Source organism: Flavobacterium sp. MMLR14_040, assembly GCF_033657265.1.
In the GTDB taxonomy this organism is placed as follows: domain Bacteria; phylum Bacteroidota; class Bacteroidia; order Flavobacteriales; family Flavobacteriaceae; genus Flavobacterium.
Genome location: NZ_JAWVWO010000035.1, coordinates 1 through 24,814 on the forward strand (window position 1 = coordinate 1; position 24,814 = coordinate 24,814).

The following is a 24,814-nucleotide window of genomic DNA, read 5'->3' on the forward strand; positions in this document are numbered from 1 at the left end:
TACCAATACTTCAGCGGAATCTTTCAATGCAAAAATAAAAGCATTTAGATCTCAATTCAGAGGTGTAAGGAATGTAGAATTTTTCCTTTTCAGGTTAACTAATATTTATGCATAATTTTTGCCTCTCCTCAGATTTACGGCTTGATCCGATTTTGTTCGATTTTATAAATATTGAAAAGCGGTATAAAAGAAAAAACCCTGCAAATCGTTGGATTTGCAGGGTTTACCGCTCTTTTTGGCCTTTTTTGAAAACTTTGAAAATCTTGTTTTTCCTTTGTTTTCGGGCCTTCGCGGAGAAAGAGGGATTCGAACCCCCGGACCTGTTACAGTCAACAGTTTTCAAGACTGCCGCATTCGACCGCTCTGCCATTTCTCCAGTATGTTGCGATCATTTGCTGATTGCGAGTGCAAATATAAGACCCTTTTTCGGTTCTCAAAACTTTTTTTAAGCTTTTTTACTGATTATTTTAAATTAATTTTCAAGTGCTTCATAATCAGTATTTATTTTAAAAACATTTTTACGTTAAATAATGTAATTAATCTAAAATTGGTGTCGGTTTTTTGTTTTCATCAACTGCAACAAACGAAAAAGTTCCTGAAACTACCGTTTCACGAAGCTCCGAATACATCTGTTCCATGAAAATATCAACGTGAATTTTACAGCTTGTTCTTCCAACGCTATCAACTTTTGCCACTAATTCGATTAAAGTTCCGGCCGGAATTGCTTTTTTAAAATCAATTTGACCAGTCGAAATTGTTACAACTTTCTTTCTGCTGAATCTTGTCGCACAAATAAAAGCCACTTCATCCATAAGATGAAGCGCAGTTCCTCCAAATAATGTATCATAATGATTTGTAGTACTCGGAAAAACTGCTTTAAATATATGGGTCTCCGCTTTTGAAATTCTTTCTTCTAAAGTCCCCATATTAGTAGCTTACATATTCAGTGATTTCAAGACCGTATCCAATCATTCCAACACGCTTTGTTTGCTCTGTATTTGATACCAGTCTAATTTTAGAAATATCAATATCATGCAGGATTTGAGCTCCAATTCCGTAATCTTTACTGTCAATTACAATCTTTGGTGCTTTCAATGTTCCATTGGATTGTAAAGCTTTCAATTCAGAAATTCTGTTTAGCAAGTTTACAGCAGACATATCCTGATTAATAAAAATAATGGCACCTTTGCCGTTTTCATTAATCACCTTAAACATATCGTCTAATTGCTGTTCTGCATTATTTGTCAAAGTACCTAGTAAATCATTATTTACCTGTGAAGAGTGAATTCTTGTTAAGATGGGCTCTCCAAGATTCCACGTTCCTTTTGTTAGAGCAATATGAATTTGTTTATTTGTTGTTTGTTCGTAAGCTCTTAATCTAAAAGTTCCAAAACGGGTTTCTATATCAAAATCCTCTTTCTTAACAATTAAACTGTCGTGCTGCATTCTGTAAGCTACAAGATCTTCAATAGAAACTAATTTCAAATTGAATTTTTTAGCCACTTCCACAAGTTCCGGCAAACGAGACATGGTTCCGTCTTCATTTAAAATTTCACAGATTACACCCGCTGATTTAAAACCAGCCAATCTTGCAAAATCAATTGCCGCTTCCGTATGTCCGGTTCTTCTTAAAACACCGCCTTGTTTGGCTACCAAAGGGAAAATATGTCCAGGTCTTGCCAATTCATGTGGTTTTACATTTGCATCTGTCAGGGCCAATACTGTTTTTGCCCTGTCTGCTGCTGAAATTCCTGTTGTTACTCCATGTCCTTTTAAATCTACAGAAACCGTAAAAGCAGTTTCCATATGATCTGTATTATTGGTAACCATTGGTCTTAAATCCAATTCTTTACAACGGCTTTCTGTTAATGGAGCGCAAATTAATCCGCGTCCGTGTGTAGCCATGAAATTGATCATTTCCGGAGTTACTTTTTCGGCTGCAGCCAAAAAATCACCTTCATTTTCACGATCTTCATCATCGACTACAATGATTACTTTACCTTGACGAATATCTTCTATAGCTTCTTCAATGGTATTAAGTTGTATTTTTGTTGACATAATTATTGTTTGTTTTGAGCGGGAGAAAATCGCTCGGAAATTTTTTGAAACAGTTGTGATATTGGAGTTGTAATGGCATCAAAATTAATTAATCCATTGTCGTTTGTGGCACGATATGTTAATAAAACCGCCAATGGCAGTAATATAAAAGAAGACATCCATGAGCCCATAAAAGGAGTCATACCGCCTTCCTGTGAAAGTCTCTTTCCAAAAGTATTAATAAAGTGGAATGTAATAAAGATCAAAACCGCAAATACAATTGGTAAACCAAGTCCGCCCTTACGGATGATAGCGCCCAATGGAGCGCCAATAAAAAACATTAAAAAGCAGGCAAAAGCAATTACAAATTTCTCGTATAATGCGCTTAAATGCTTATTGATATCTCTTTGTTTATCTTTTAAATCTTTTTGAGTCGATTCGATAGAATAGATGTTACTTGTAACAGTACTACTTGCCATTTTTAAAATATCAGACTTTTGTTTGTTGGTATACAGAGATAAAAGATCATTTGGCAATGCTTTTTTCTTTTTGTCTGTTTTTAAAACTTTAGGAGAAGCTTTGATCCCAACACGCTGATTTATATTTTCAGAAAATGAAACTATTTCGTTGTTCAGGTTTTTATTTAAGGAGTCTAAAGTATAGCGTAATTCATTTACATTCAGCATTCCGTTTGTACTGTTTACGCTTGCCTGATTCTCATCAACTTTGTTTAGTTCAGATAAATCAATGTTGATGATTTGTTTTTTAAAATCACTTTTTATAAAAGGAAGTTTAGAACGATCTTCGTATTTTTTTGGAGTTACATCTTGATAATAATAACCGTCATTCAGAACAAGTTTTAAAATACTCGATTTTTCATTACTGATTAATTCACCATCTTTAGCTTTTATAACAGTTTTGTTTTCGCCAAAACTATTTGCTTTTTCATGAATCGTAACCCCGGTTAAAATGTTTCCGTTTTCTCCTGATTTTTTGTTTACCTTAATATTATATGTTCCAACATCGTTAAACTGACCTTCGGCAATAGCCATAGCAGGCTTGGCCTGAGCAATGTTTTTTCTGAAATTGACAAATTTATATTCAGCATAAGGTATTACATTATTAGCGAACCAAAACGCAACAATACTTAATACGAAAATAAAAATGATTAAAACCCGCATTGCTCTTTGCAATGATATTCCCGAAGATTTCATGGCTGCAAACTCATAATTTTCGGCTAAATTTCCGAAAGTCATAATCGACGACAGTAATACCGATAAAGGCAAAACCAACGGAATAATTCGGGGCATTGAGAAAAGAAGGAATTTTATAACCAATATCAAATCAAGGTCCTTACCTGCTAATTCGGAGATAAAGAGCCATACAGTTTGCAGTATGAATATAAAAAAAAGGATTACAAATACCGTAGTAAATGTAATCAGAAATGTTTTTAGTAAGTATTTGTCTAAAATTTTCAACCTTGGCTTAATCTAATTTGTTGATGTAGTATTTTGGATATTTGCTCGCTACAAAGGTAAATTGATTTTTTGATAAAGGCTGATTGGTTTTAAAAGAATTAACGGTTAAAGTTGTTTTTGTCCCATTTTTTCCTGTTTCAATCAAATTGTAGATGTGTTTTGTTTGTACATCAATACCTAAAAGAATCTCTTTTCTTTGATCTTTGGTGTTTGTAGGTGCTAATTTAATATACTGAATTTTTCTTCCTTTTACATTTTGTACAATATCCATATTGTATTTATATCCGGAATTAAAGAAAGTAAGCATTTTTGAAGGCGTAATGGCGCTGTCGTCTTTTTCGTTTACTTTTGAAATAGTAACTTCTTCATCTTCAGGAACAATAGTGTATGTTTTTTGCCCGTCGAATATTTTAGTAACTCCCATGAAATTCAATACATATTGATTTCCTTTCATTATAACATTTCCTTTACTGTCCTGATTGATATTTTCTTTTGCATTGTTCAGAGAATATTTAAAATCAATAGCAATATTGTCGTAACTTTTTATTTTGGCTGTTACCTGGTTCAATAAATCCTTGGCTTTTTTATCCTGAGCCTGAATAGAAGTAAAGCTCAAAAGAAATAAAAGTGCTATTTGTAAGCATTTTTTAGTCCTGTTTTTGATAGAATTGTTGTTGATTTCCTGAATTTTTGCTTTCATGATAGAATTAATTTTGTTCATTGTTAAAAAATTGATCAAGAGCACTTAAATCTAAGATGTTCACACTACGTGCTTTACTGCCTTCAAACGGACCAACAATACCGGCTGCCTCCAGTTGATCGATCAAACGACCTGCTCTGTTGTATCCTAATTTTAATTTTCTTTGCAATAAAGATGCTGAACCTTGTTGTGCGTTGACAATAATTTCAGCGGCTTCTCTAAATAAAGTGTCTCTTTCGGAAATATCTATATCAAGATTAATGCCATTTTCTTCTCCAACAAACTCCGGAAGCAAATATGCTGTGGCATATGCTTTTTGTGAACCAATAAAATCTGTAATTTTTTCAACCTCAGGTGTGTCAATAAAAGCACATTGAACACGGGTTACATCATTTCCATTTGTATATAATAAATCTCCACGACCAATTAACTGATCGGCTCCCTGAGTATCCAAAATAGTTCTTGAGTCAATTTTTGAAGTTACTCTAAACGCAATTCTCGCAGGGAAATTCGCTTTAATCAAACCTGTAATTACGTTTACCGAAGGTCTTTGCGTTGCGATAATCAAGTGAATACCAATAGCACGAGCTAACTGAGCTAAACGCGCAATCGGAATTTCGACTTCTTTTCCTGCCGTCATAATCAAATCGGCAAACTCATCGACAACCAAAACAATGTATGGTAAAAAGCGATGTCCCGCTTCGGGATTTAATTTTCTCGATTTGAATTTTTCGTTGTATTCTTTAATATTACGTACCATTGCATCTTTCAACAATGAGTAGCGATTGTCCATTTCAACACAAAGTGAGTTTAAAGTGTTCACTACTTTTGCATTGTCTGTAATAATCGCATCTCCTGCATCAGGAAGTTTGGCTAAATAATGTCTTTCTATTTTATTGAAAAGCGTAAGTTCTACTTTTTTCGGATCGACTAAAACGAATTTTACTTCTGCCGGATGTTTTTTGTATAAAAGTGAAGTTAAGACCGCATTCAAACCAACAGATTTTCCTTGTCCGGTAGCCCCCGCCATCAATAAGTGAGGCATTTTGGCTAAATCGACAACAAAAGTTTCATTTGAAATAGTTTTTCCCAAAGCAATTGGCAACTCCATTTCAGCTTCCTGAAACTTTGCAGATCCAATAACACTTTTCATAGAAACCATTGTAGGATTCTTGTTTGGAACCTCAATACCAATTGTTCCTTTTCCTGGAATTGGAGCAATAATACGAATTCCTAATGCCGAAAGTGACAAAGCAATATCATCTTCTAAACTTTTGATTTTAGAAATCCTGATTCCTGCTTCCGGTACAATTTCATATAAAGTTACCGATGGACCAACAGTTGCTTTAATCTGTGCAATTTCAATTTTGTAGTTACGAAGTGTATCTACAATCTTGTTTTTATTTTCTTCTAATTCTTCCTGATTAATTGTGATTCCGCCCGTCGAATATTCTTTTAATAAGTCAATGGTTGGGAACTTATAATTTGACAAATCCAAAGTTGGGTCGAATAAACCAAAATCAGCAACCAGACGAGAAGCCAGGTTTTCTTCTATAATATCTTCTTCTTCCGGTTTTTCGATAACCAATTCGTCACTGTGAACCAAAGTTTCTGTTATCGGATTGATATTCATTTGAACCGGTTTCAAAATCGGATTCAAATCAATTTCAGATGAATTATTTATCGTAGGTTTTAAAGCTTCTTTATTGATTTCGAATTGCGTATCTTCTGTTTTCAGATGAATGTTGTCTAATTCAGGATCTTCTTCCTCAATAGCAAATTCTTCTAAATTATAAGTGCTTTCAACTTGAGGTTGCGCATTCAAAGAGCTTAATTCTGTTTTGAATTCTTTTTTAGTTGAATCAAAATACGATTGAATTTTCTCTGGGGATAATTTTATTTTGAAGATTAAATACACTATTAATCCGAAAAGCAAGGCTAATAAAGTTCCTGTTTTTCCGATGTAATCCTGTGAAAATAAGTTTAATTCATAACCAATTGTTCCGCCCAATTCAGGTGCGGAGGTGGCAAAAAATCCAAATAAAATGGAAACAATAATAATAGCAAATAAATCCCAGAACCAAATATTTTTTAGTTTTCTAAGCGATAATTCCAGCGCTAAAAACATCCCGGTCAGGAAAAATAATCGAACCAGTATAAAAGATGCGATTCCAAAACCTCTGTATACAATTAAATCGGCAAGATAAGCGCCAAATTTCCCCAGCCAGTTTTGCACAACTTCAGATCGATCATCAAGCTGGCTAACAGCACTTTGATCTAATTGCCATTGTCCGTTGACATAAAAAGAAATAAATGCAACTAATAATGCAATAGAAAATAATATCAAAAGACAGCCCATAACAAAACGTTGTTGTTTGTTAGGTCTCCAAGATTTTAAACTCTCAGCTTTTGGTTCGGTTTTTTTATTTACAGTATCTTTTTTGGTTGTTTTTGCCATTCTTGCGTTTAGTATTGCTTATATAAATTTGGGTATATAAATAATCAAGCCTATTGCTATTGCTGTCATTGCGGCAAAAAATACCGCTCCTGCAGCAATATCTTTGATAAAACCGATTCTTTTGCTGTAATCAGGATGAATAAAGTCGGCAATTTTTTCTACAGCCGTATTCAATCCCTCAATGCTCATTACTAAACCGATGGCTAATACCTGGAAAAGCCATTCGGTTTGTGAAATATTAAAATAGAACCCGGCAATGGTCATGATAATTCCCAAAGAGAATTGAACCATGATGCTATGCTCTGTTTTTATAAGTTTAACAGCTCCGCTAAAAGCATAAGTCATGCTTTTTAACCGGCCTGTTACAAAAGTATTATCTTTTTCAAATGCCATTATTGGGATATTATAGTGCTGCTAAAGCTGCTTCGTAATTTGGTTCGTTTGCAATTTCAGCAACTTGTTCTGTATGAACAACTTTTCCGTCAGCATCAACCACAATAATTGCTCTTGAGTGTAAACCTGCTAAAGGTCCGTCAACGATTTCTAAACCATTTGTTTTACCAAAAGTACCTTCTTTAAAATCAGATAAGTTTACAACATTCTCTAATCCTTCAGCTCCGCAAAAACGTTTTTGAGCAAATGGCAAATCTCTCGAAATACACAAAACAGTAGTATTCTCTAAATTGCTTGCACTTTCGTTAAATTTTCTAACAGAAGTCGCGCAAGTTCCCGTATCGATACTTGGAAAAATATTTAAAACTAATTTTTTACCAGCAAAATTGCTTAATGAAGCTACTGATAAATCGTTTTGTACTAATTTGAAATCAGCAAGTTGTGAACCCACTTTTGGTAATTCTCCTGATGTATGAACTGGATTTCCTCCTAATGTTATTGAAGCCATGGTGATTTTTTTTAATGAGGTTCAAAAGTAAGGATTAATATTTGAATCTAAAAGTATTTGTTGGGCGTTGTCATCACAATTAAGCTAGTTATAAGATAACGAATAATTTGTGAATTTATGTTATAAATGTTATGATTTGTCTTTTTGGTTTTGTGTTGATATGGAACGCGGATGACGCTGATTCGTTTTACGAAAACGCGGATTTACACGGATTTCTTTTGTCTTTGCGAGGAACGAAGCAATCTCACTTAGTAAATCCTCAAAGTTTGATTTTGTTAGTGTGGTTGCTTCGTTCCTCGCAATGACACGCAGTGTGAAATTGCTTTGCGGAGCTTCTAGTGCGATCCTTCCTGCGTCAGGATGACAAAAAATCCGTTTAAATCCACGTATTTGCAAAGCAAATCTGTGTCATACGCGTATCTATAACAAAGATTGGAGAGATGCTTTGCGTTCCTTCGACTTCGCTCAGGATGACAAATATTGGGCTGAAAACTGTGACCGAGACTGAAAACCAAAAAAAAAGCGTCTCCTTATTCAGAAAACGCTTCTTAAGTCATGTTTTTTTATTTTTCAGGAAAGAGGCCGATTTATTTATCGATTGAACCCAAAACACGTTTCATAAACGCATTCAAAGCTTCTTTTTTGTCAGTGCCCTGAGATACCATTTTGTGTACTTCAAGTGCGCCATACATATTTGAAATCAATTCGCCAATTACATCCAATTCTTCATCTTTTAGAGAAGGAATTTCAGTCATAGCTTCTAAAACTTCAATAGTTTCGATGATATAATCCTGATCGTTTTCTTCGATGAATTGCGTTAATTGCTTTATTACAGGTAATTTCATTTTTCTGGATTTCTTAGATTTTTAGACATTAGACTTCTTAGACTTTCTTTAATTTAGGACAACATCTAAGAAGTCTAAAATCTAAGTTAGTCTAACTAATCTCATTATGCAATTGCGTTTACCAAATCGATTAAAACTTCTTGTTTGTTGGTTTGAGTTTCTCCAACTAATTGTCCGTTTACGAAAGTTGCGAATGTTGGCAAGTTACTCACATTAGCTAATTTTCTTGATTCCGGAGAGTTTTCTGCATCAACCAAAACAAAAGTGATAGCTTCATTTTCTGTCGCTAATTTTTTGAATTTTGGTTTCATAATACGGCAATTTCCACACCATGAAGCTGAATATTGTACTACTACTTTTTCGTTTTTAGCAACTAAATCTGCTAACGTATCTTCGTTTAAGTCGATTAACATGTTTTTTATTTTTTGAGATTCTAAGGTGCTAAGATTCTAAGATTCTGAGTTTTTTGAATCTTTTTTCTTAACAACTGTAATTTTTTGAGATTTTTGAAGAGAGAAGATTTCTAAGTTACTAAGGTTTAAGAGTAAATCTTAGAACCTTAGCAGCTTAGTATCTTAGAACCTTTAAAAGGAATTAGTTTGCGCTCAAATACTCAGCAGTACTAATTCTGTCTGCAGACATAGCTTCTTTACCAGCTTCCCAGTTTGCAGGACAAACTTCTCCTTTTTCCTGGATGTGTGTGTAAGCGTCAACCATTCTTAAGTATTCGTTTACGTTACGTCCTAATGGCATATCGTTAACACTTTCGTGGAAGATTTTTCCAGTTTCGTCAATAAGGTAAGTAGCTCTGTAAGTTACGTTTGAACCTTCGATGATAACTGAATCAGTTTCTTCGCTGTATTCTGTAGTTTCAATATCTAAAATTCCTAAAATGTTAGATAAGTTACGGTTTGTATCAGCAAGGATTGGGTAAGTAACACCTTCGATTCCACCGTTGTTTTTTGGAGTGTTTAACCACGCAAAGTGTACTTCGTTTGTGTCGCATGAAGCTCCGATTACGATAGTATTTCTTTTTTCAAATTCTGGTAATGCAGCTTGAAAGGCGTGTAATTCAGTTGGACATACAAAAGTGAAATCTTTTGGGTACCAAAACAATAATACTTTTTTGTTGTTGTTTACTGCTTCTTCAAAAATGTTGATTTTTAAGTTATCACCCATTTCTGAGATAGCATCTACTGCAATACTTGGGAATTTTTTTCCTACTAAAGACATATTTTTCGTTTTAATGTTAAATATTTATTTGGTGCAAAAGTAGGGTATAAGTAAAGGTATTTACAATAAGATGTAATTATTAATATTTATTAAGTGATAACTTTTAGTTATGATTGTAATTCAGTAAGTTGTAAGTTATTGAATGTCAATATTTACGGGAATGTTTCCTGAGTAGTTTTTATTTTCAAGAAGATAAATTCCTGCGATTTTTTGAAACTCTTCAAAATCCTGATACGCCTCAATTAACCCTGAAGCCTTAGAAAGATTCGGAATTAAAGGCAAAACATACGGATTTCCAAAAACGTAAACAACACATTTTTTGGTTTGAAGCAATTCTGAAAGTAAAGCAAAAACTTCATCCTGAACTTCAAAATTATTCAAAGGTTTTGCTTTCGGAACAAATAACGGAATAAGAATCGTTTCGAAATTTCCCAATTCTTTTTTGATTAATGAAATATCCGAAACTTCCAGATTTTCGAAAGCAAATTCAGGCGAAGGTAATTTTGAATTTAAGGTTTTGAAAAAAGTATTCTCAACATTTTTGTACAAACTCAATTTCGCTAGTTTATTGTTTTTTTGAGATTCGAAAAGTAATTCAGAAACGGAATTATCGATAACTTTTGTAATGCAGTTTTTAGCAATTTCAAGATTTAATTGGGATGCTTTTTCGAAATTTAATTCGCCGGTTGCGGTAAAAGAATTATTTAAAAGTCCGACTTTTTCTTTCGCATTCCTAATTCTGTTGAAACTTTCTTCGATTCTATCCGGCGAAGCATTTTTAAGAATGGCTTCGATTCCTTCGGGAACATTTTCGGCGAAACATAAAATATCATTTCCAGCGTTGAAGGCTTCCCATTCGAGTTCGCCTTTTGTTTCGTATAGTTTCGAAACGCTGTGCATGTTTAGCGCATCAGAAATTACCAAACCATTATAACCCAATTTCTCACGTAAAAGCGTTTCAATTATAGGTTTTGATAAAGTGGCCGATGTGTTTTTTCCGTCATTTAAACTTGGAACCGCCAAATGTCCAATCATAATCGAGTCGACATTATTTTCAATTCCTTTAATGAACGGATATAGTTCGTTTTCTAATAATTCTTCGAGAGTTTCATTTAAAACCGGCAGTCCTAAATGCGAATCAACATTGGTATTTCCGTGTCCGGGAAAATGTTTCAGACAGCCTAAAATGCCAACTTCCGACATTCCTTTTAAATATTCAACAGCAAAATCAGCGACTTTCTGTTTGTTTTCACCAAAAGAACGATACCCAATAACTGGATTGTTCGGGTTATTGTTGATGTCTGCCAAAGGCGATAAATTATAATGAATTCCGGCGGCTTTTAAGTCCAGACCAATTTGTTTTCCAACTTCGTAAACCAAATCAGCCTTAGTTGCAGGCAAAGCGCCAAGCGTAATTGCGTACGGATATTGAGGTGTTTTTTCGATGCGCATTGCCAAACCCCATTCGGCATCAATGCTGATTAAAAGTGGAGTAGAAGCGGCTTTTTGGTAACGAACAATCAAGTCTTTTATTTTTTGATAACTGTCATCATTAAAAACAACTTTTTTCTTGCTTTCATAATTCGTTGCAGCACTCGCGCGACTGTGAAAAAAAGTCAATCCGCCAATGTTGTGTTCTTTGATCAAACGCTCGGTTTCCTGAATATTTTCTTCGGTATCGTTTATAAAAACAGCAGGAAAAAAGAATTGTCCCACTTTTTGTTTTAATGCTTCGGCTGTCATTTTCATTATTATAAAGTCTTTTTCATGCAAACACTATTCTCCACGTTTTCATAAGGAGGATAATTCGGAATTATACTGTAACCTGATTTTTGGTATAAAGCAATCGCTTCGGGTTGTTTTTTTCCGGTTTCTAAAACCGTGTACGGATACTTAACTTCTGCAGCCCAGCGCTCTAATTCAGCTAAAACCTGAGAGGCAATTCCTTTTTTTCGATGATCCGGATGTACATACATGCGTTTTATTTCTACCGAATCACTTTCTTTTTCTCTAAAAGCACCACATCCTACGGCAATATCATTTTCATAAAAAACAACGACATGCTTTATTTTATCAATTTTATTAAACTGATTATAAAAGCCGTGATCTTCTCCGTCTCTAATCGCTAAATCTTTGTCTAATAAAGCAACAAGATTTATAAAATCAAGATCATCAGAATTTGTTCTTTTTAAGGTAATCATCATCAAATAAAAAAAGTTTAGTAATTATTTCAAAGCAAGTTCAATCATTTTTACCATTAAGATATTAAGTTCATAAAGCTTGACTTAAATAACTTAATATCTTAATGGTAAAAAGAAAATTAAGCTCAATTTAAAAAAAACTCTATGTTCACTAAACAGTCAAGGATGTTATTTTGATATACTATTTCAGTTTGGCTTTCTTTTGTTTAGCCAATTGTTTCTTTGTTTCAATTGCTTTTTCTAATCGGTTTTTAAAACGAAAAAGTTTTGGCAAACCTTCCAAACGGTCTTCAAGAGTGATTTCTTCAAAAACAACAATTGCTTTTTCTAAAACGCGAATTTCGTTGTCGATATCATTTTGGTTTTTGTAGATCGTAGCCAATCGATCATAAGGATGATTTCCCTTAAAGCTCTCCGCGACATTTTCTTCATATACTTCAATTGCTTTTTCAAAATTTCCTTCCTTCTCGAACTCAGCGCCTTTCAGGTTGCGTTCGTTTTGCAAATTTTCATTGATTTCCATATTTCAGATGTTTGATTTGGGGTTAAACTTCTTCTGATTTTTTCCCAAAATCTTTCGGGAAAATTAAAAAACGGGACAAAATCAATCCCGGAATTGTAGCCAGCAACACCCAGATAAAAAAGTGCTGATAGCCTAAATATTGTTGTATATAACCGCTTAACATTCCCGGCAACATCATTCCTAAAGCCATGAATCCGGTTGCAAGTGCATAATGTGCTGTTTTTGATTCTCCTTCGGCAACATGTATCAGGAACATCATGAAACCGGTAAAACCAAACCCGTAGCCAAATTGTTCTAAAATTACAACGGCATAAATATAATGAATGGAAGCAGGATGAAAATAAGCCAGTAAAATAAATCCGATAATAGGAATATGCATTGCCAAAAACATAGGAAACATCCATTTGGTAAGTCCTTGTTTTGAAATCGCGATTCCGCCCAAAATTCCGCCCAGCGTTAAAGCACCAACACCAAAAGTTCCGTAAATTATTCCAACAGCTTCTGTGTCTAAAGCCATTCCGCCAAGATCTTTGGTATCTAGTAAAAATGGACTTAACATTTTAAGTAACTGTGATTCTCCTAAACGAAATAAAAGAATAAATGCTAAAACGATTCCGATTTGCTTTTTCTTAAAGAAACTCACAAAGATAGTGGCGAAGTTTTGATGGTGATCTTTATTATTTTCAACTGAATTGATTTCATTTCTAGGGGTAAAAACAAAATTGTAAACTGTAATAACCGTCATTAGTAAACCAACGGCAATCATGGTATACGACCACGCTTTTGTATTATCTCCGTATTTATGTTCTAAATATCCGGCAAACAAAACGATTAATCCGTTTCCGGCTAAAAGTGAAAGTCGGTAAAAAGTACTTCTGATTCCCAGGAAAAAAGATTGTTGTTCTTTGGGTAAAACCAATAAATAAAAACCGTCGCTGGCAATATCATTAGAAGCTGATGCAAAAGCCGCAACCCAGAATATCGCCAATGTCATGATGAAAAATCCATTGGATGGGACCGTAAAACCGACTAATAAAAATGCAATCGAAATAAGCAGTTGCATCGATAAAAACCATTTTCTTTTGGTTCCGTTCAATTCAATAAACGGGCTCCAAAGTGGTTTTATAACCCACGGAAGATATAATAAACTGGTATAAACCCCAATGTCTTCATTAGAGATTCCGAGATTTTTGTACATGATAACCGAAACGGAAATGATGACGGCGTAAGGCAATCCAGACGCAAAATTTAAAAGCGGAATCCAAAACCACGGAGATTTATCTGTTTTCATTCGGTTGTGCAGGTGTATAAATTTTAAATGTCTTTTTTGTGTCGATAGTAGTTGGGGTACTTTCGTTCGCAAAATAATCAATAAAAGTTACAGCGCAAGCTTTATACTGATTCATTTTTTCTGCAGGAATAGAAAATGAGATCGTACCGTCGATTTCACGAACCATAATCTTGTCTATTATTTGCGTAGCATCGTTTGTATTGATTCTCGAAATATGATCTGCACCGTAAATTACCATATAACGAACTTTCGTATTTAACGGCGATTTGATGTTGAAATAATATTTAAGACTGTCTTTTGAAAATTCATTAACCGTTGGAATATCAATTACAATTCGCTTTAAATTAGGAACTGCCGGCGGAAGCGCAGGATATTTATATTGATTTTCTTCTAAAAGTCGAACGACATCAAAGTTTTTAGTCATGAACCATTTGGAACTGAAATAAGCGCTTCCGCCCACTTTTTTGAAACTTCTGGCGTAATCGATCTGCGTTGGAATTTCGCTTACATAATTCCAGCTTTTGTCACCGTCGCCTCTAATTTTATATGAAGCGTGACCAATATAAAGAGCCGTATTATTCGAATTTTCAGACCACCATTTTACTAGTTTTGAGTAAGAAGCGCGTGGATTATTCATGCTCCAGTACAATTGCGGCATAATATAATCGATCCATTTTTGATCCATCCATAATATTGGATCAGCGTATAAATCGTCGTAATTGGAAGTCGATTGTGTCTCTGAACCTTTTGGATCCATCGATTTGTTTCGCCAAACCCCAAACGGACTAATTCCGAATTGAACCCAGGGTTTACTCGCTTTTATAGTCGTAGAAATCGTGTGCACAAAATTGCTCACATTCGCACGACGCCAATCAGCAAGGGTTAAACCTGAACCGTATTTTTTGAAAGAAGCATTATCGTTAAAAACTTTTCCGGGAACGGCGTATGGGTAAAAATAATCATCAAAATGAATCGCGTCGATATCGTATTTATCAACCACTTCTTTTACCACTTTCGTTAAATGCGTCTGAACTTCAGGCAATGCCGGATCGTAATATAATTTTCCGCCATATTCGATCATCCATTCCGGATGTTTGAAAATGTCGTGTGTTGGACTCAAAAGACCTTTGTTCATGTCGAAAGTCGCGCGATACGGATTCATCCACGCATGAAATTCAAAACCTCTCGAATGCGCCTGCTCAATCATCCATGCCAAAGCATCGTAATACGGAGCCGGAGCCTGACCTTCTTTCCCCGTTAAAAAACGCGACCAGGGCGCCAGTTCTGATGGATAAAAAGCATCACCAACACTACGAATCTGAACGATTACAGCGTTGTAATTTAGTTTTTTATAAGCATCTAAAATCTCAATAAAATCAGCTTTTTCTTTTTCGACGTTGTCGGCAGCGGTTTTTGGCCAGTCGATGTTGACAACTGTTGCAATCCAGACACCTCTAAATTCATTTTTGGGATGCGTCACTTTTTCCTGCGAAACGGCGTTCCATCCAAAGGTTAATAAAAATAGGAGAGAGTATATTAGGTGCTGATTTTTATGCATTTCAATCTTTTTTAAACAGAAATCAAAAATAGTTTTTTTAGCGGACTATAATAAATAATTAAGAAATTATAATTTGTATGCTATTTGTTTGATTTTCATGTGTTTGTTTTTGAATAAATTTACGATAAATATTAATAATGTTTTGTGGGTGTGTATTTTTGCTACAAAGGAGCTAAGACTCAAAGTTTTTTTTGCCACAAATTTCACGAATTAGCTCGAATTTTTTTTGCCACTAGGCGCTAGGACACAAAGTTTTTTTACCACAAATTACACAAATTAGCGCAAATTTTTGATTTTGTTTTTTTTAAATCTGCTAAATCTGCCAGATCTGCGTGAGAAAATTTCAGCATCAGGGTAAGATTAAAAAACTTTGTGCCTTAGCGCCTTCGTGGCAAATCCACTTAATCTGGAAACGAAATTTTGCCCATTGTAACTGAGGGAATTCCTTTTTTTGTTCCGAAATTAAAATCGCCGCCGGCAACCGTTTCATTCGCTAAAAGGGCAAATAAAACCGCTTCTTTGGCATCGCTTAAAATGCCTAAATCGTCGCTTTTGTAAAATTCGCAAGGCAATAATTCTTTCAGCCATTTTACCAATAACGGATTGTTTGCCCCGCCGCCCGACATATAAACTTTGAAATTTTCAAGTTCATACGAAGTGTTTTTTGCTGCAAACACGATCGCTTCGGCAATTGTTTCTGCGCTAAGCCTCGTTAAAGTGGCAAGCAAATCTGGTGCCGAAATATTTTGAAGATTTGTTTTTTCTAAAGCCGATTCAACAAAATTTTTATTGAATAATTCCTGACCAATTGTTTTTGGGAAACTTTTGGTGAAGAACGAATTGCTTTTTAATTCCGTTAAAAGTGCTTGATTTACCGTTCCGGTTTGGGCGATTTCGGCGTCTTTATCGTAGCTTTTTTCGGGGAAATAATGTTTGGTGAAAATGTCAATTAAGGTATTTGCGGTTCCGGTATCGGTTACAAAGACTTCCTCTGCGTTTTGTGAAGCGGGCAAATAGGTAAAATTGGCAATACCGCCCATGTTGAGCATAATGCGGTTTTCGCCTTTTTGGCTAAACAATAAATAATCGCCATAAACGGCCAAAGGAGCACCTTCGCCACCCGCAGCAACATGTTTTTGCCTGAAATCAGACAAAGTAATAATTCCGGTTTTTACCGCAATATGATCGCCGTCGCCAATTTGGAGAGTTGCGTTTGGAAATTTTTCCTGCTGATGCAAAAACTTCGGAGCGTGCAAAACCGTTTGTCCGTGCGAGGCAATTAAGTCGACTTCGCGCGATGGAATATTCCATTTTTCGAGACAATCGTTGACCAAACCGGCATGCAAAATCCCAATCCATTCGTTTAATAAAGCCAAATGCTGAAAATCGATGGTTTTTTGTGCAAATACTTTACGGATTTCGGTTTTGATTTCTTCGGAATAATTGATGGTTTCGAATTCCAGAATTTTGACAACCGTATTTTCGCCCGCACCAGAAATGGCACAAAGCGCAATATCAAGTCCGTCGAGCGAAGTTCCGGACATTAAACCTATAATTTTTCGGGTCTCTTTTTGAGCGATTTCGTAAAGAGAGCGTATATTTTTATTCATTAAAATGAAGTTTTAGTAGAGCAGTTTATTTGATAACGCTAAAATCAGATTTATTTGCATATAAATATAATGAAAAAGGAATTTTTTATTTCTAAAAATCCGTAATTCGGAAAAAAGGACTCAATTCTAAAAAGGTGAAAAATCAAAAAAAGTTTCACAATTAATTGGTTAAGTTTGTTCCGAATTCCTCAAAATTGTTTTGTTGAATTTGAATCATCAATCAAACATTTAATCTTAAAAAAACTATGAAAACATTTTTTTATTCTGTTGCCGTATTCATGCTCACTTTTTGCATGCAGGCACAGGAAAACAGTCCGTTTACAACCGGATTTGAAGAAACTATCTCTTCAAAAATATTAGGACAGCAGCGCAAAGTCTGGATCCATATTCCCAATAGTAACGGAGGAAATAAAATTAAAGACAGAGAAAATTATCCCGTAATTTATTTGTTAGACGGAAGCGAAAATTTCAATACCGTTGTGAGTATTACAGAACACATGGCAGAATCGAATCTTTGCCCACCGATGATTGTGGTTGGAATCCTGCACCCAAACCGATTGGTTGATTTAACAACCGGAACCGATAAAGAATTGCCGGATGTTGTGGGTGGCGGCGAGAAATTTATGTCGTATGTCGAGAAAGAATTGATTCCGTATATCGATGCCAATTATCCAACAACTTCGTATAAAACTTTTATAGGTCATTCGCTTGGAGGTTTGACGGTTATGAATACTTTTTTGCATAATCCGAAATTGTTTAATTCGTATGTTTCTCTTGATGCGTCGTTGTGGTGGGACAATCAGAAAGTGGTAAAAGAGGCCAAAACGATTTTACCGACTCAAAATTATAAAGGAAAAACATTGTATATGGCAATGGCAAACCGTTTAGAAAAAGGCGTAGATACGGTAAGCGTTCAAAAAGATACAAGCGGAACTACGGGACTTATTCGCAGTAATTTAGCGTTTATTAAAGAGCAGTCTAAAAACAAAAAGAACCAATTGCGTTTTAAATACAAATTTTATGAAGATGACAATCATCCTTCGGTTCGTTTGATTGGAGAATACGACGCGCTTCGTTTTATTTTTGAATTCTATAAACTTAAAATTTACGACAGCGAATTAAAAAATCCTGATTTTAAATTAGATTCTTTATTGGTAGCGCATTACAAAAATGTTTCTGAAAACATGGGTTATATCGTAAAACCAGGCGAAAACCAAATTAACAATTTAGGTTACCAAATGATGGGCGCCAAACAATTAACAAAAGCCGAAACCTTATTTAAACTCAACACCACCAATTATCCTGAAAGTGCCAATTGTTATGATTCTCTCGGCGATTTATATCTTGAAAAAGGCGATAAAGCAAAAGCGATTGAAACTTTCAAAAAAGCTTTAACGCTACAAGCAATTCCGGAAACAAAAGAGAAATTGGAGAAGTTGTTGAAGGAGAAGAAATAGATTTTTATTGAATATATAGTGGAAAAGCTCGACCGTTTTGGTTGGGCTTTTTTTGTGGACAAAATCAGGTATTTGTACTTGGTTGTTTAGAATGGTTAATTAATACTTTTGGAGGTATGTTATTAAAAAATCATATATTACGGTTTTCCGTAAAGGATTATTATATTTTAAAATGATATTTGTTTAAGTACTAGAAACAAAATGTTATAACAACTTAATTTAAAGTATTTTCTATGAAGTTTTTAACTAAAAGGGTGGAAAATCTTTTTTTTAAATTTTCTCTTGTGTTGGAAAAGGGAAAATGGAGTCATATTCCTTTGCATCTCAATTATGAAGACGGCAAATACCGTCAAAATGAAATAAAAAATATTATTAATGATACCTTACCTCATTTTGCTTTAACTCCATCAGAGTTTGCTGAATATTCAGCATCCGGAGATGATGGCGAAAAATACAGAAGATCTTGGTCAAGAATATCTAAAAGAGATAAAAGTAGTAAAGGAGATTATGGGGAACTGTTACTTTTCCTCATTCTAAAAGTTTTTTTTAAATCAGATAAATTGGTTACTAAAGTAAAATTAAAGACAGGTAACCAAGAAGTTTACGGATATGATTGTGCTCATTTTACAATTGAAAATAATGAACCTATTTTGTGGCTTGGTGAATCAAAATTTTATGATAATTTTTCAGGTGCAATAGCTAATGCATTTGAATCGCTCGAGAGTCATTGTTGCACAGAATTTACTAAAAATGAATTTTCCTTTTTAGAACCTCATATTGAAATTAATAAAGATTATCAATATTCTGATATAATTCGGGAAAAATTAAGTTCTATGGAAACATTTGATAATATTAAAATTAAAGTTCCTGTGTTCATTACTTATGATTGTAAAAAAATAAAAAATCATCAAGATGCTACAACCCAAGAGTTTTTGGAAGACTTTCAAGAAGAGTTTTTTAATAAATCTGTTTCAATAGAAAAAAAATCACTTGATTTAAAATCAAATTTTGAACTTCTATTTATATTGTTACCTCTTGAATCTGTCAAAGATCTAAAAGAACAAATTGATAAACTAGAACAATCCAATAGATAGATGTATTATTACTATTATACAGAATACGATTATATATTTAATCTTCTTGAAAAACTTAAGAAGGAAAAAAAGCTTAGTTATCAAGAATTTAAAGAAATTTTAGAAGGGACTTACTTTATTTTGCAAAAAGATATTGATAATGAAGATTGGTATAATTTATCGCTTTCCGTGATTTGTCATGTTTCGGAATATCTTCCAGATGATATTTTATTAAACGAAATTTTATTAGAATGTATTTCAGCATCTCGTGTTTTCCTATACAGAGAAATGTTAAACAATAAATCAATCCAAATTAAAAATTGTGAACCTACATTATTAGAGGAATTTGCAAAAAACTTTTACACTCTTGATTCTGGTACAGTATTAACAAAGATCAAAAAAATCTTATAAATGTCTTTCAAAAGTATAAAAGAATAGTGGTAAGTGCTCCAACATCCTTTGGGAAGTCTAGAATCATAAGTGAAATAATAACCCATAACAATTATTCTAATATTGCAATAATTTTGCCCACCATTGCCTTATTAAGTGAAACATTCATTCGTTTTAGAAAAGATTATTTAATATTTGAAAAGTACAATATTGTTAATAGTGTAAAACAGCCTTTAAAAGAGAAAAACAATATTTTAATATTTACTCCTGAAAAAATGGATTTATTTATTGATGAAAATCCAAAATTTCAGTTTGATTTTTTCGTAATGGATGAAATATATAAAATTCAAGATGATGGAGATCGAAGTAAAATTTTTACCAATACATTATATAGGCTATCAAAAACGAAAGCTGATTTTTATTTAATAGGTCCTTATTTTGACAAGTTTAGTGAAGAGTTTCTAAAGAGAACTAAAGCTCAATTTTTTAAATATACAGCTGAAATAGTTCAAAAAGATCGGATAGATTTAAGTACCTATAACACTAAAGAAAAAGTTGTTATAGGTAATTCGGAAATTAAAAACGGAGCAGTTGACACAAATTTGAAAAACATTTTAAAATCAAGTAAAGATCAAACCTTAATTTATGTTGGGAACAAACGTTCTGTTGAATCTAAAGCTAAGTTAATTGCTAATAATTTAAATGAACTTGAAGATAAAAGTGGATTGATAGATTATTTAGAAACTACATTTTCAAAAGACTGGTCATTAGTTAGTTGCTTAAAAAAAGGTGTAGCATATCATCATGCAGGAATTCCAAAATTCGTTCAAATTGAAATCGTTGATTCATTTAATGAAGGAGATATTCAAGCTATTGTTTGTAGTCCTACTTTAATTGAAGGAGTTAATACAACTGCTAAGCAGGTAATTATTTATGACGATTCAAAAGGACAAGCTTTATTGACAGATTTTGATGTGAAAAATATAAATGGTCGAGCAGGTAGATTTTTGCATCACTTTATCGGAAGGACAATTTCACTAATTAAATTACCTATAAGTAAAGAAGAAAAAATAATTGAATTTTCTTTTTATGATAAAGAATTACAAAATGATGAATTAATCCAAATAAATAAAGAAGATCTAAGAGATATAAATCTTGAAAAAAGAGACCAACTCGAAATTTATTTAAACCAACAACAAGTTCCATTAGATTTAATAAAAAAAAATAAATTTATTCCAGTTGAAAATCAAATTACATTAATTAATTTTTTTCGATCAAATCTATTTTTTTACGAAGATTTTCAATTTCAAATGCAGCCTAAAAAAGCTCAGTATGAATCAATTTTAAAATTGATTCATGAATATCTTTTTGTATCTAAATATAAAGATGATAGAAGCATACCTATTTGGGATTTAATATATCATTCAAGTGGATATATTTATTTTGATCTAAGTCTAAAACAGTTAATTGATCAACAAAATAGAGTTACTATTGATGCTAAAATTAGAGTTGCTTTGACATTATTAACGAATTATTTCGAGTTTGCTTTGCCAAAATACTTAACCGTTTTTCAAAATTTATTTAATTTTGTTTGTGAGGATTTAAACCAACCGTTAAAAAAAATAAATTTAGAATTGATAATAATCAAATTAGAATATGGAGTAACTGAGCCTCATGAAATAGCACTAAAAGAAGCTGGTTTACCAAATATCATTATAAAAAACATAAGTGAAAATTTTAAAGGATGTAATGATTTAAATGAAATTAGAGAGAAGTTTGAAAAAAATCCGTTGCTAATTAAAAATTTGCATCCTTATGAGCAAATTATATTTTCTAAACATATTTAATAATTACTCCCGCTGTTTAAAGTATTCTAAAAACCAAAAGATATTATTAAAACTTGTGCGCTGTGCGAAGTCTCCCGACTTCGTACCCGTTCCAATAATCTCTAGATATTTCTTTTATATTTGTTTAAATATCGTTGTCGCTACGAAGTCGGGAGACTTCGCAGAGCGCGGAAAATCGAAACATATTTTGTGGAGTTCAATTGATAGATATTTAAAAAAAAATCATGATGTAATTAATTTTTTTAATCGCGTTTATTAAACTTAATTTATAATTCACAAAGCAAAGTAACAGGATATTTTTGTTCTCTAAAAATTTCCATATGCCTATCAAGATCGATAAATATGTATTCAAATCTATCGAAAGAAGATTCATAGCCGTAACCACCATCTTTTTTAAAACTTTCTTTGATTTTTAGTTTACCTACAACTTCAAATTTATCTTTGAACGAAATAATATCTCTGTGTGTTACCAATTTATAAGGAAGTCCAAAGATGAAATGGCTTTGTTTTACGTATTCCCAAATTTCATCAACATTGGGTTGCATTTGTAAAATTGTTTCGACATCATAACTACACGGGATTCTGCGTCCGGAAATAAAACACGATTTCAGATCTTCAACAGTTGGTTTGTTTTTGCCTTTGTAAGTAGTAGCAACTAAATCGTAAGTACATTGTCCTCTTTGCTGAGTTATTTTTGCGCAAACGACAGCATAATAGTTTTTGTCTGAAAGTTGAAACGTTAATAAATCGTCTGGCTGAAAATAAAAATTTTTAACTAGTTTGTACTTTTTTCGTTTTCTGACTTTCAAATTTGGTTGACTGATTTTCTTCAAAAGTTTGTCCAGTTCTTTTTGTCTTTTTTTACCTTCGTTTGCATCACACTCTTCAGTCCATACTTTAACTCCGGCTTTTAATTCAATAACTCTTTTTACTTCTTCAAGAATAGAATCGGTCATTTCTCCAATTTCCCAGAAAGCAAGTGCATATGAAGTAATAAATATTTCGTGGTAAAAATCGGTATCAGTTCCATAATCTTGTTTAACAAAAGGAATTTCTTTTTTGATGATTTCGATAGTTGCATCACTGTCGTACAAGTCCATTATCTGCTCATAAGTATCTCTCGCTAAATCGCCATCAATTATTTTTGTTCCGTCTGTTGCCATTGTTTATTGAAAAATATTTAAAAGAATTTTAGGCTAAATATAAATAGTTATTTTTACAAAACTATGATCGAAGAAATTTTAACTAACTACATCAATTTTATAAGACATTTTGAAACTTTATTAAAAAATAAATACAAACAAGATATAAATCCATGTTCGTTTTCACATACCTATTTTGAAAGAAAAGGTACTATTGAAGGAATTGAATATTGGTTTCATGGAAGCGGTTGTACGGCTGAAAAAGATGGAGTTATTTATGCTTATGACATTGGAGGAAATGAAATTAAGTTTTCGCAATGGAAATTTTCAGAGTTTATAAGAACGCATCCTGAATATCAAAAATTAAATTGTAGTAATGAGTTTGTTGAATATGAATTGTATCAACTTATCAATAAAGGAATATTGGCATGGAATATAATTGAGGGAATCGACGGAACTTCTTTTGGCTGTGTTTTTAAGGAATATAGAGTTCTTCAGGAGCCATCTTTTCTTATTGATTGATTTTTCAACAAATCTTCTTATAAAACCGAATGCCCTAGGTACTATCTTAATTACCTAATTAATTTTAATATTTTTTATCTTTGTTTTAACAGAGAGGAAACTTACTGTGATCATTCACTGGATGTTTACCTTGTGCAGCCTCAATTTTATTGGGGCTGTTTTTTACGCCTTTTTCAAAGGCAAACAGAGAGAAAGACTTCTGCTCCTTTTCTTGGATGCTTTTTATGTAATTTGGTTCAAAGCGTTCATTTTTCTTCCACATATAATAAATCATTGTCAGCAATTTCTTTTGGACGGCAACATAGCTTTTCATTTTGATTCCGTGCTTATTATAAGTTCGTTCAAATAATTCCTTAAATGGTTTTACTTCGCATTTTATAACAACAAGTGATGGCATGTGCATTGCTCTTCTAATTCTGGAATTACCTTTTTTTGATATTTTGGTTTTTCCAACCCTGGTTCCTGATTGTGCTTCTATAACATCATAACCTGCGTAAGAAACCAATTGTTTGTAGTTGTTGAAGAGTTCGAAACCATTAGTTTCGGCTAAAATTGTTGCTAAAGTTAAAATCCCAATGCCTTTTATTTCTAAAATATTAGCAACACGTTCAGCTATTTTTGCATCTGATTTTATGTGGTTGTTGATTACTTTTTCCAATTCTTTCAGTTGTTTGTCAAATAAAATTATGGTTTCTTTTAATTGATTTGTTACTGGATCGACTTGATGCATGGCAAAACTTAATGCATCGAATTGATTTTTTAAAACCGTTTTTAATTCGGTAACATTTTGATGTTGTCTGGTATATAGTCGTAATTCATAAAAAAATGTTCCCATAGGCTGCCAGGTATCCAAACATTGCTCGGCTCCCATCTGGGATAATCCTTTGGCATCGATACTGTCATTTTTTGATTTTAATCCAACTGCTTCCAAATACTTTTTGGCCTTATTGGGTAAAATAATAGAAACCGAAAATCCTTTTTCAAATAAATAATAAGCGCAATTTTCATGATAAATCCCTGTAGCTTCCATGCATACAACAACTGGAATATTTTCCCTTACGTGTTTTAACACCCAATCTTGTAAAGTTTTAAATCCTTTGTTATTATTGGAAATTACAGTACTTGATTTTACAATTACTTTTTGTTTTTCATCAATACAACTCATACAAGCATTGATCTTTTTGCTTGAAACGTCTAGTCCCACAGAATACTTTAAATTCATAATTCCATATTTTAGAATAATAAACAAAAAATTACACTGGTCTTTGCTCATTTTTTATACAGCATCTTTATCTAAAATAAAGTGCTTAAGTACTATTGTGACTTAAAATGTAATTAAAACTAAGAGGATTTACCTAGTGTTTACAATATCATCAATGATGTATTTCGCCCCGATAGAATTTTGCAACTTAGTTCTGTTTATCAATAGTTTATATTCAAAGATAAGATTTTGATATAATAATGTAAAGATATGAGCCCTGATGGGAGGGAAAATCCTTTTGTGCCGGGGTTCGGCACAAAAGATTTGGAAGGACAGCAGGAATAGCT

At 33.1% G+C, this 24,814-nt stretch carries 24 protein-coding genes and 1 tRNA gene; 6 read left to right on the forward strand and 19 right to left on the reverse strand.

Going from position 1 to position 24,814, the window contains the following annotated elements:
- On the forward strand, nt 1-115 hold a 115-nt coding region (locus SD960_RS23725; RefSeq protein ID WP_413230389.1), incomplete at its 5' end, for a transposase.
- Nucleotides 116-291: 176 nt separating this feature from the next.
- Here the strand turns inward: SD960_RS23725 and SD960_RS23495 are convergent.
- From SD960_RS23495 to SD960_RS23575, 17 genes are all read right to left on the reverse strand, one after another.
- Nucleotides 292-376, reverse strand: a tRNA-Ser gene (locus SD960_RS23495).
- 160 nt (nt 377-536) lie between these two features.
- A complete protein-coding gene (locus tag SD960_RS23500) occupies nt 537-926 on the reverse strand; it encodes an acyl-CoA thioesterase (RefSeq protein WP_042566611.1) in 390 nt (129 codons plus the stop codon).
- A gap of 1 nt (nt 927) precedes the next feature.
- Nucleotides 928-2,058 (reverse strand): 3,4-dihydroxy-2-butanone-4-phosphate synthase, encoded by a 1,131-nt coding sequence (gene ribB, locus SD960_RS23505; RefSeq protein ID WP_318806308.1) that lies wholly within the window; start codon nt 2,056-2,058, stop codon nt 928-930.
- 2 nt (nt 2,059-2,060) lie between these two features.
- Nucleotides 2,061-3,515 carry an LptF/LptG family permease gene (locus SD960_RS23510; RefSeq protein WP_042566609.1) on the reverse strand — a complete coding sequence of 485 codons (1,455 nt, stop codon included), beginning with the start codon at nt 3,513-3,515 and terminating at the stop codon, nt 2,061-2,063.
- Between the two features lie 7 nt (nt 3,516-3,522).
- Nucleotides 3,523-4,215 carry an outer membrane lipoprotein carrier protein LolA gene (locus SD960_RS23515; protein ID WP_318806309.1) on the reverse strand — a complete coding sequence of 231 codons (693 nt, stop codon included), beginning with the start codon at nt 4,213-4,215 and terminating at the stop codon, nt 3,523-3,525.
- A 7-nt stretch (nt 4,216-4,222) separates the two neighbouring features.
- Entirely contained in the window at nt 4,223-6,673 is a 2,451-nt protein-coding gene (locus SD960_RS23520; protein WP_318806310.1) for a DNA translocase FtsK, read from the reverse strand.
- 18 nt (nt 6,674-6,691) lie between these two features.
- Entirely contained in the window at nt 6,692-7,066 is a 375-nt protein-coding gene (locus SD960_RS23525) for a diacylglycerol kinase family protein (RefSeq protein WP_318806311.1), read from the reverse strand.
- A 10-nt stretch (nt 7,067-7,076) separates the two neighbouring features.
- Nucleotides 7,077-7,574: a thiol peroxidase gene (gene tpx, locus SD960_RS23530; protein ID WP_318806313.1), complete on the reverse strand. Its 498-nt coding sequence runs from the start codon at nt 7,572-7,574 to the stop codon at nt 7,077-7,079.
- 587 nt (nt 7,575-8,161) lie between these two features.
- Nucleotides 8,162-8,419 (reverse strand): DUF6952 family protein, encoded by a 258-nt coding sequence (locus SD960_RS23535; protein ID WP_042566605.1) that lies wholly within the window; start codon nt 8,417-8,419, stop codon nt 8,162-8,164.
- 104 nt (nt 8,420-8,523) lie between these two features.
- A complete protein-coding gene (locus tag SD960_RS23540) occupies nt 8,524-8,832 on the reverse strand; it encodes a thioredoxin family protein (protein ID WP_007805605.1) in 309 nt (102 codons plus the stop codon).
- Between the two features lie 181 nt (nt 8,833-9,013).
- Nucleotides 9,014-9,652, reverse strand: a complete 639-nt coding sequence (locus tag SD960_RS23545) for a peroxiredoxin (RefSeq protein WP_007805603.1) — start codon at nt 9,650-9,652, stop codon at nt 9,014-9,016.
- A gap of 135 nt (nt 9,653-9,787) precedes the next feature.
- Complete coding sequence (locus SD960_RS23550; RefSeq protein ID WP_318806316.1) at nt 9,788-11,401, reverse strand: glycoside hydrolase family 3 protein; 1,614 nt, start codon at nt 11,399-11,401, stop codon at nt 9,788-9,790.
- A gap of 2 nt (nt 11,402-11,403) precedes the next feature.
- Complete coding sequence (locus tag SD960_RS23555; protein WP_318806328.1) at nt 11,404-11,853, reverse strand: GNAT family N-acetyltransferase; 450 nt, start codon at nt 11,851-11,853, stop codon at nt 11,404-11,406.
- A 181-nt stretch (nt 11,854-12,034) separates the two neighbouring features.
- A complete protein-coding gene (locus tag SD960_RS23560) occupies nt 12,035-12,376 on the reverse strand; it encodes a tetratricopeptide repeat protein (protein ID WP_042566603.1) in 342 nt (113 codons plus the stop codon).
- Between the two features lie 22 nt (nt 12,377-12,398).
- A complete protein-coding gene (locus SD960_RS23565) occupies nt 12,399-13,667 on the reverse strand; it encodes an MFS transporter (RefSeq protein WP_318806317.1) in 1,269 nt (422 codons plus the stop codon).
- The gene (locus tag SD960_RS23570) at nt 13,654-15,225 is read right to left on the reverse strand and encodes a glycoside hydrolase family 10 protein (protein ID WP_318806318.1); all 1,572 of its coding nucleotides are present in this window, start codon (nt 15,223-15,225) and stop codon (nt 13,654-13,656) included. Before SD960_RS23570 ends, SD960_RS23565 begins: the two co-directional genes overlap by 14 nt.
- A 401-nt stretch (nt 15,226-15,626) precedes the next feature.
- A complete protein-coding gene (locus tag SD960_RS23575; RefSeq protein WP_318806319.1) occupies nt 15,627-16,835 on the reverse strand; it encodes an anhydro-N-acetylmuramic acid kinase in 1,209 nt (402 codons plus the stop codon).
- Between the two features lie 245 nt (nt 16,836-17,080).
- Between SD960_RS23575 and SD960_RS23580 the strand changes: the two genes are divergently transcribed.
- The 4 genes from SD960_RS23580 (at nt 17,081) to SD960_RS23595 (ending at nt 21,602) form a co-directional block, all read left to right on the forward strand.
- On the forward strand, nt 17,081-18,292 hold the full coding sequence (locus SD960_RS23580) for an alpha/beta hydrolase-fold protein (RefSeq protein ID WP_318806320.1): 1,212 nt from the start codon (nt 17,081-17,083) through the stop codon (nt 18,290-18,292).
- Between the two features lie 233 nt (nt 18,293-18,525).
- Nucleotides 18,526-19,386 (forward strand): DUF1837 domain-containing protein, encoded by an 861-nt coding sequence (locus SD960_RS23585; protein ID WP_318806321.1) that lies wholly within the window; start codon nt 18,526-18,528, stop codon nt 19,384-19,386.
- On the forward strand, nt 19,387-19,776 hold the full coding sequence (locus tag SD960_RS23590; RefSeq protein WP_318806323.1) for a hypothetical protein: 390 nt from the start codon (nt 19,387-19,389) through the stop codon (nt 19,774-19,776).
- Nucleotides 19,777-19,802: 26 nt separating this feature from the next.
- On the forward strand, nt 19,803-21,602 hold the full coding sequence (locus SD960_RS23595; protein WP_318806324.1) for a DEAD/DEAH box helicase: 1,800 nt from the start codon (nt 19,803-19,805) through the stop codon (nt 21,600-21,602).
- Nucleotides 21,603-21,868: 266 nt separating this feature from the next.
- Here SD960_RS23595 and SD960_RS23600 read toward each other — a convergent pair whose 3' ends face one another.
- Entirely contained in the window at nt 21,869-22,765 is an 897-nt protein-coding gene (locus SD960_RS23600; RefSeq protein WP_318806325.1) for a hypothetical protein, read from the reverse strand.
- A gap of 63 nt (nt 22,766-22,828) precedes the next feature.
- Between SD960_RS23600 and SD960_RS23605 the strand changes: the two genes are divergently transcribed.
- Nucleotides 22,829-23,266, forward strand: coding sequence for a DUF6896 domain-containing protein (locus tag SD960_RS23605; protein WP_318806326.1), 438 nt, complete (start codon nt 22,829-22,831; stop codon nt 23,264-23,266).
- Between the two features lie 85 nt (nt 23,267-23,351).
- Here SD960_RS23605 and SD960_RS23610 read toward each other — a convergent pair whose 3' ends face one another.
- Entirely contained in the window at nt 23,352-24,488 is a 1,137-nt protein-coding gene (locus tag SD960_RS23610) for an IS110 family transposase (RefSeq protein WP_318806327.1), read from the reverse strand.
- Nucleotides 24,489-24,814: the final 326 nt, after the last annotated feature.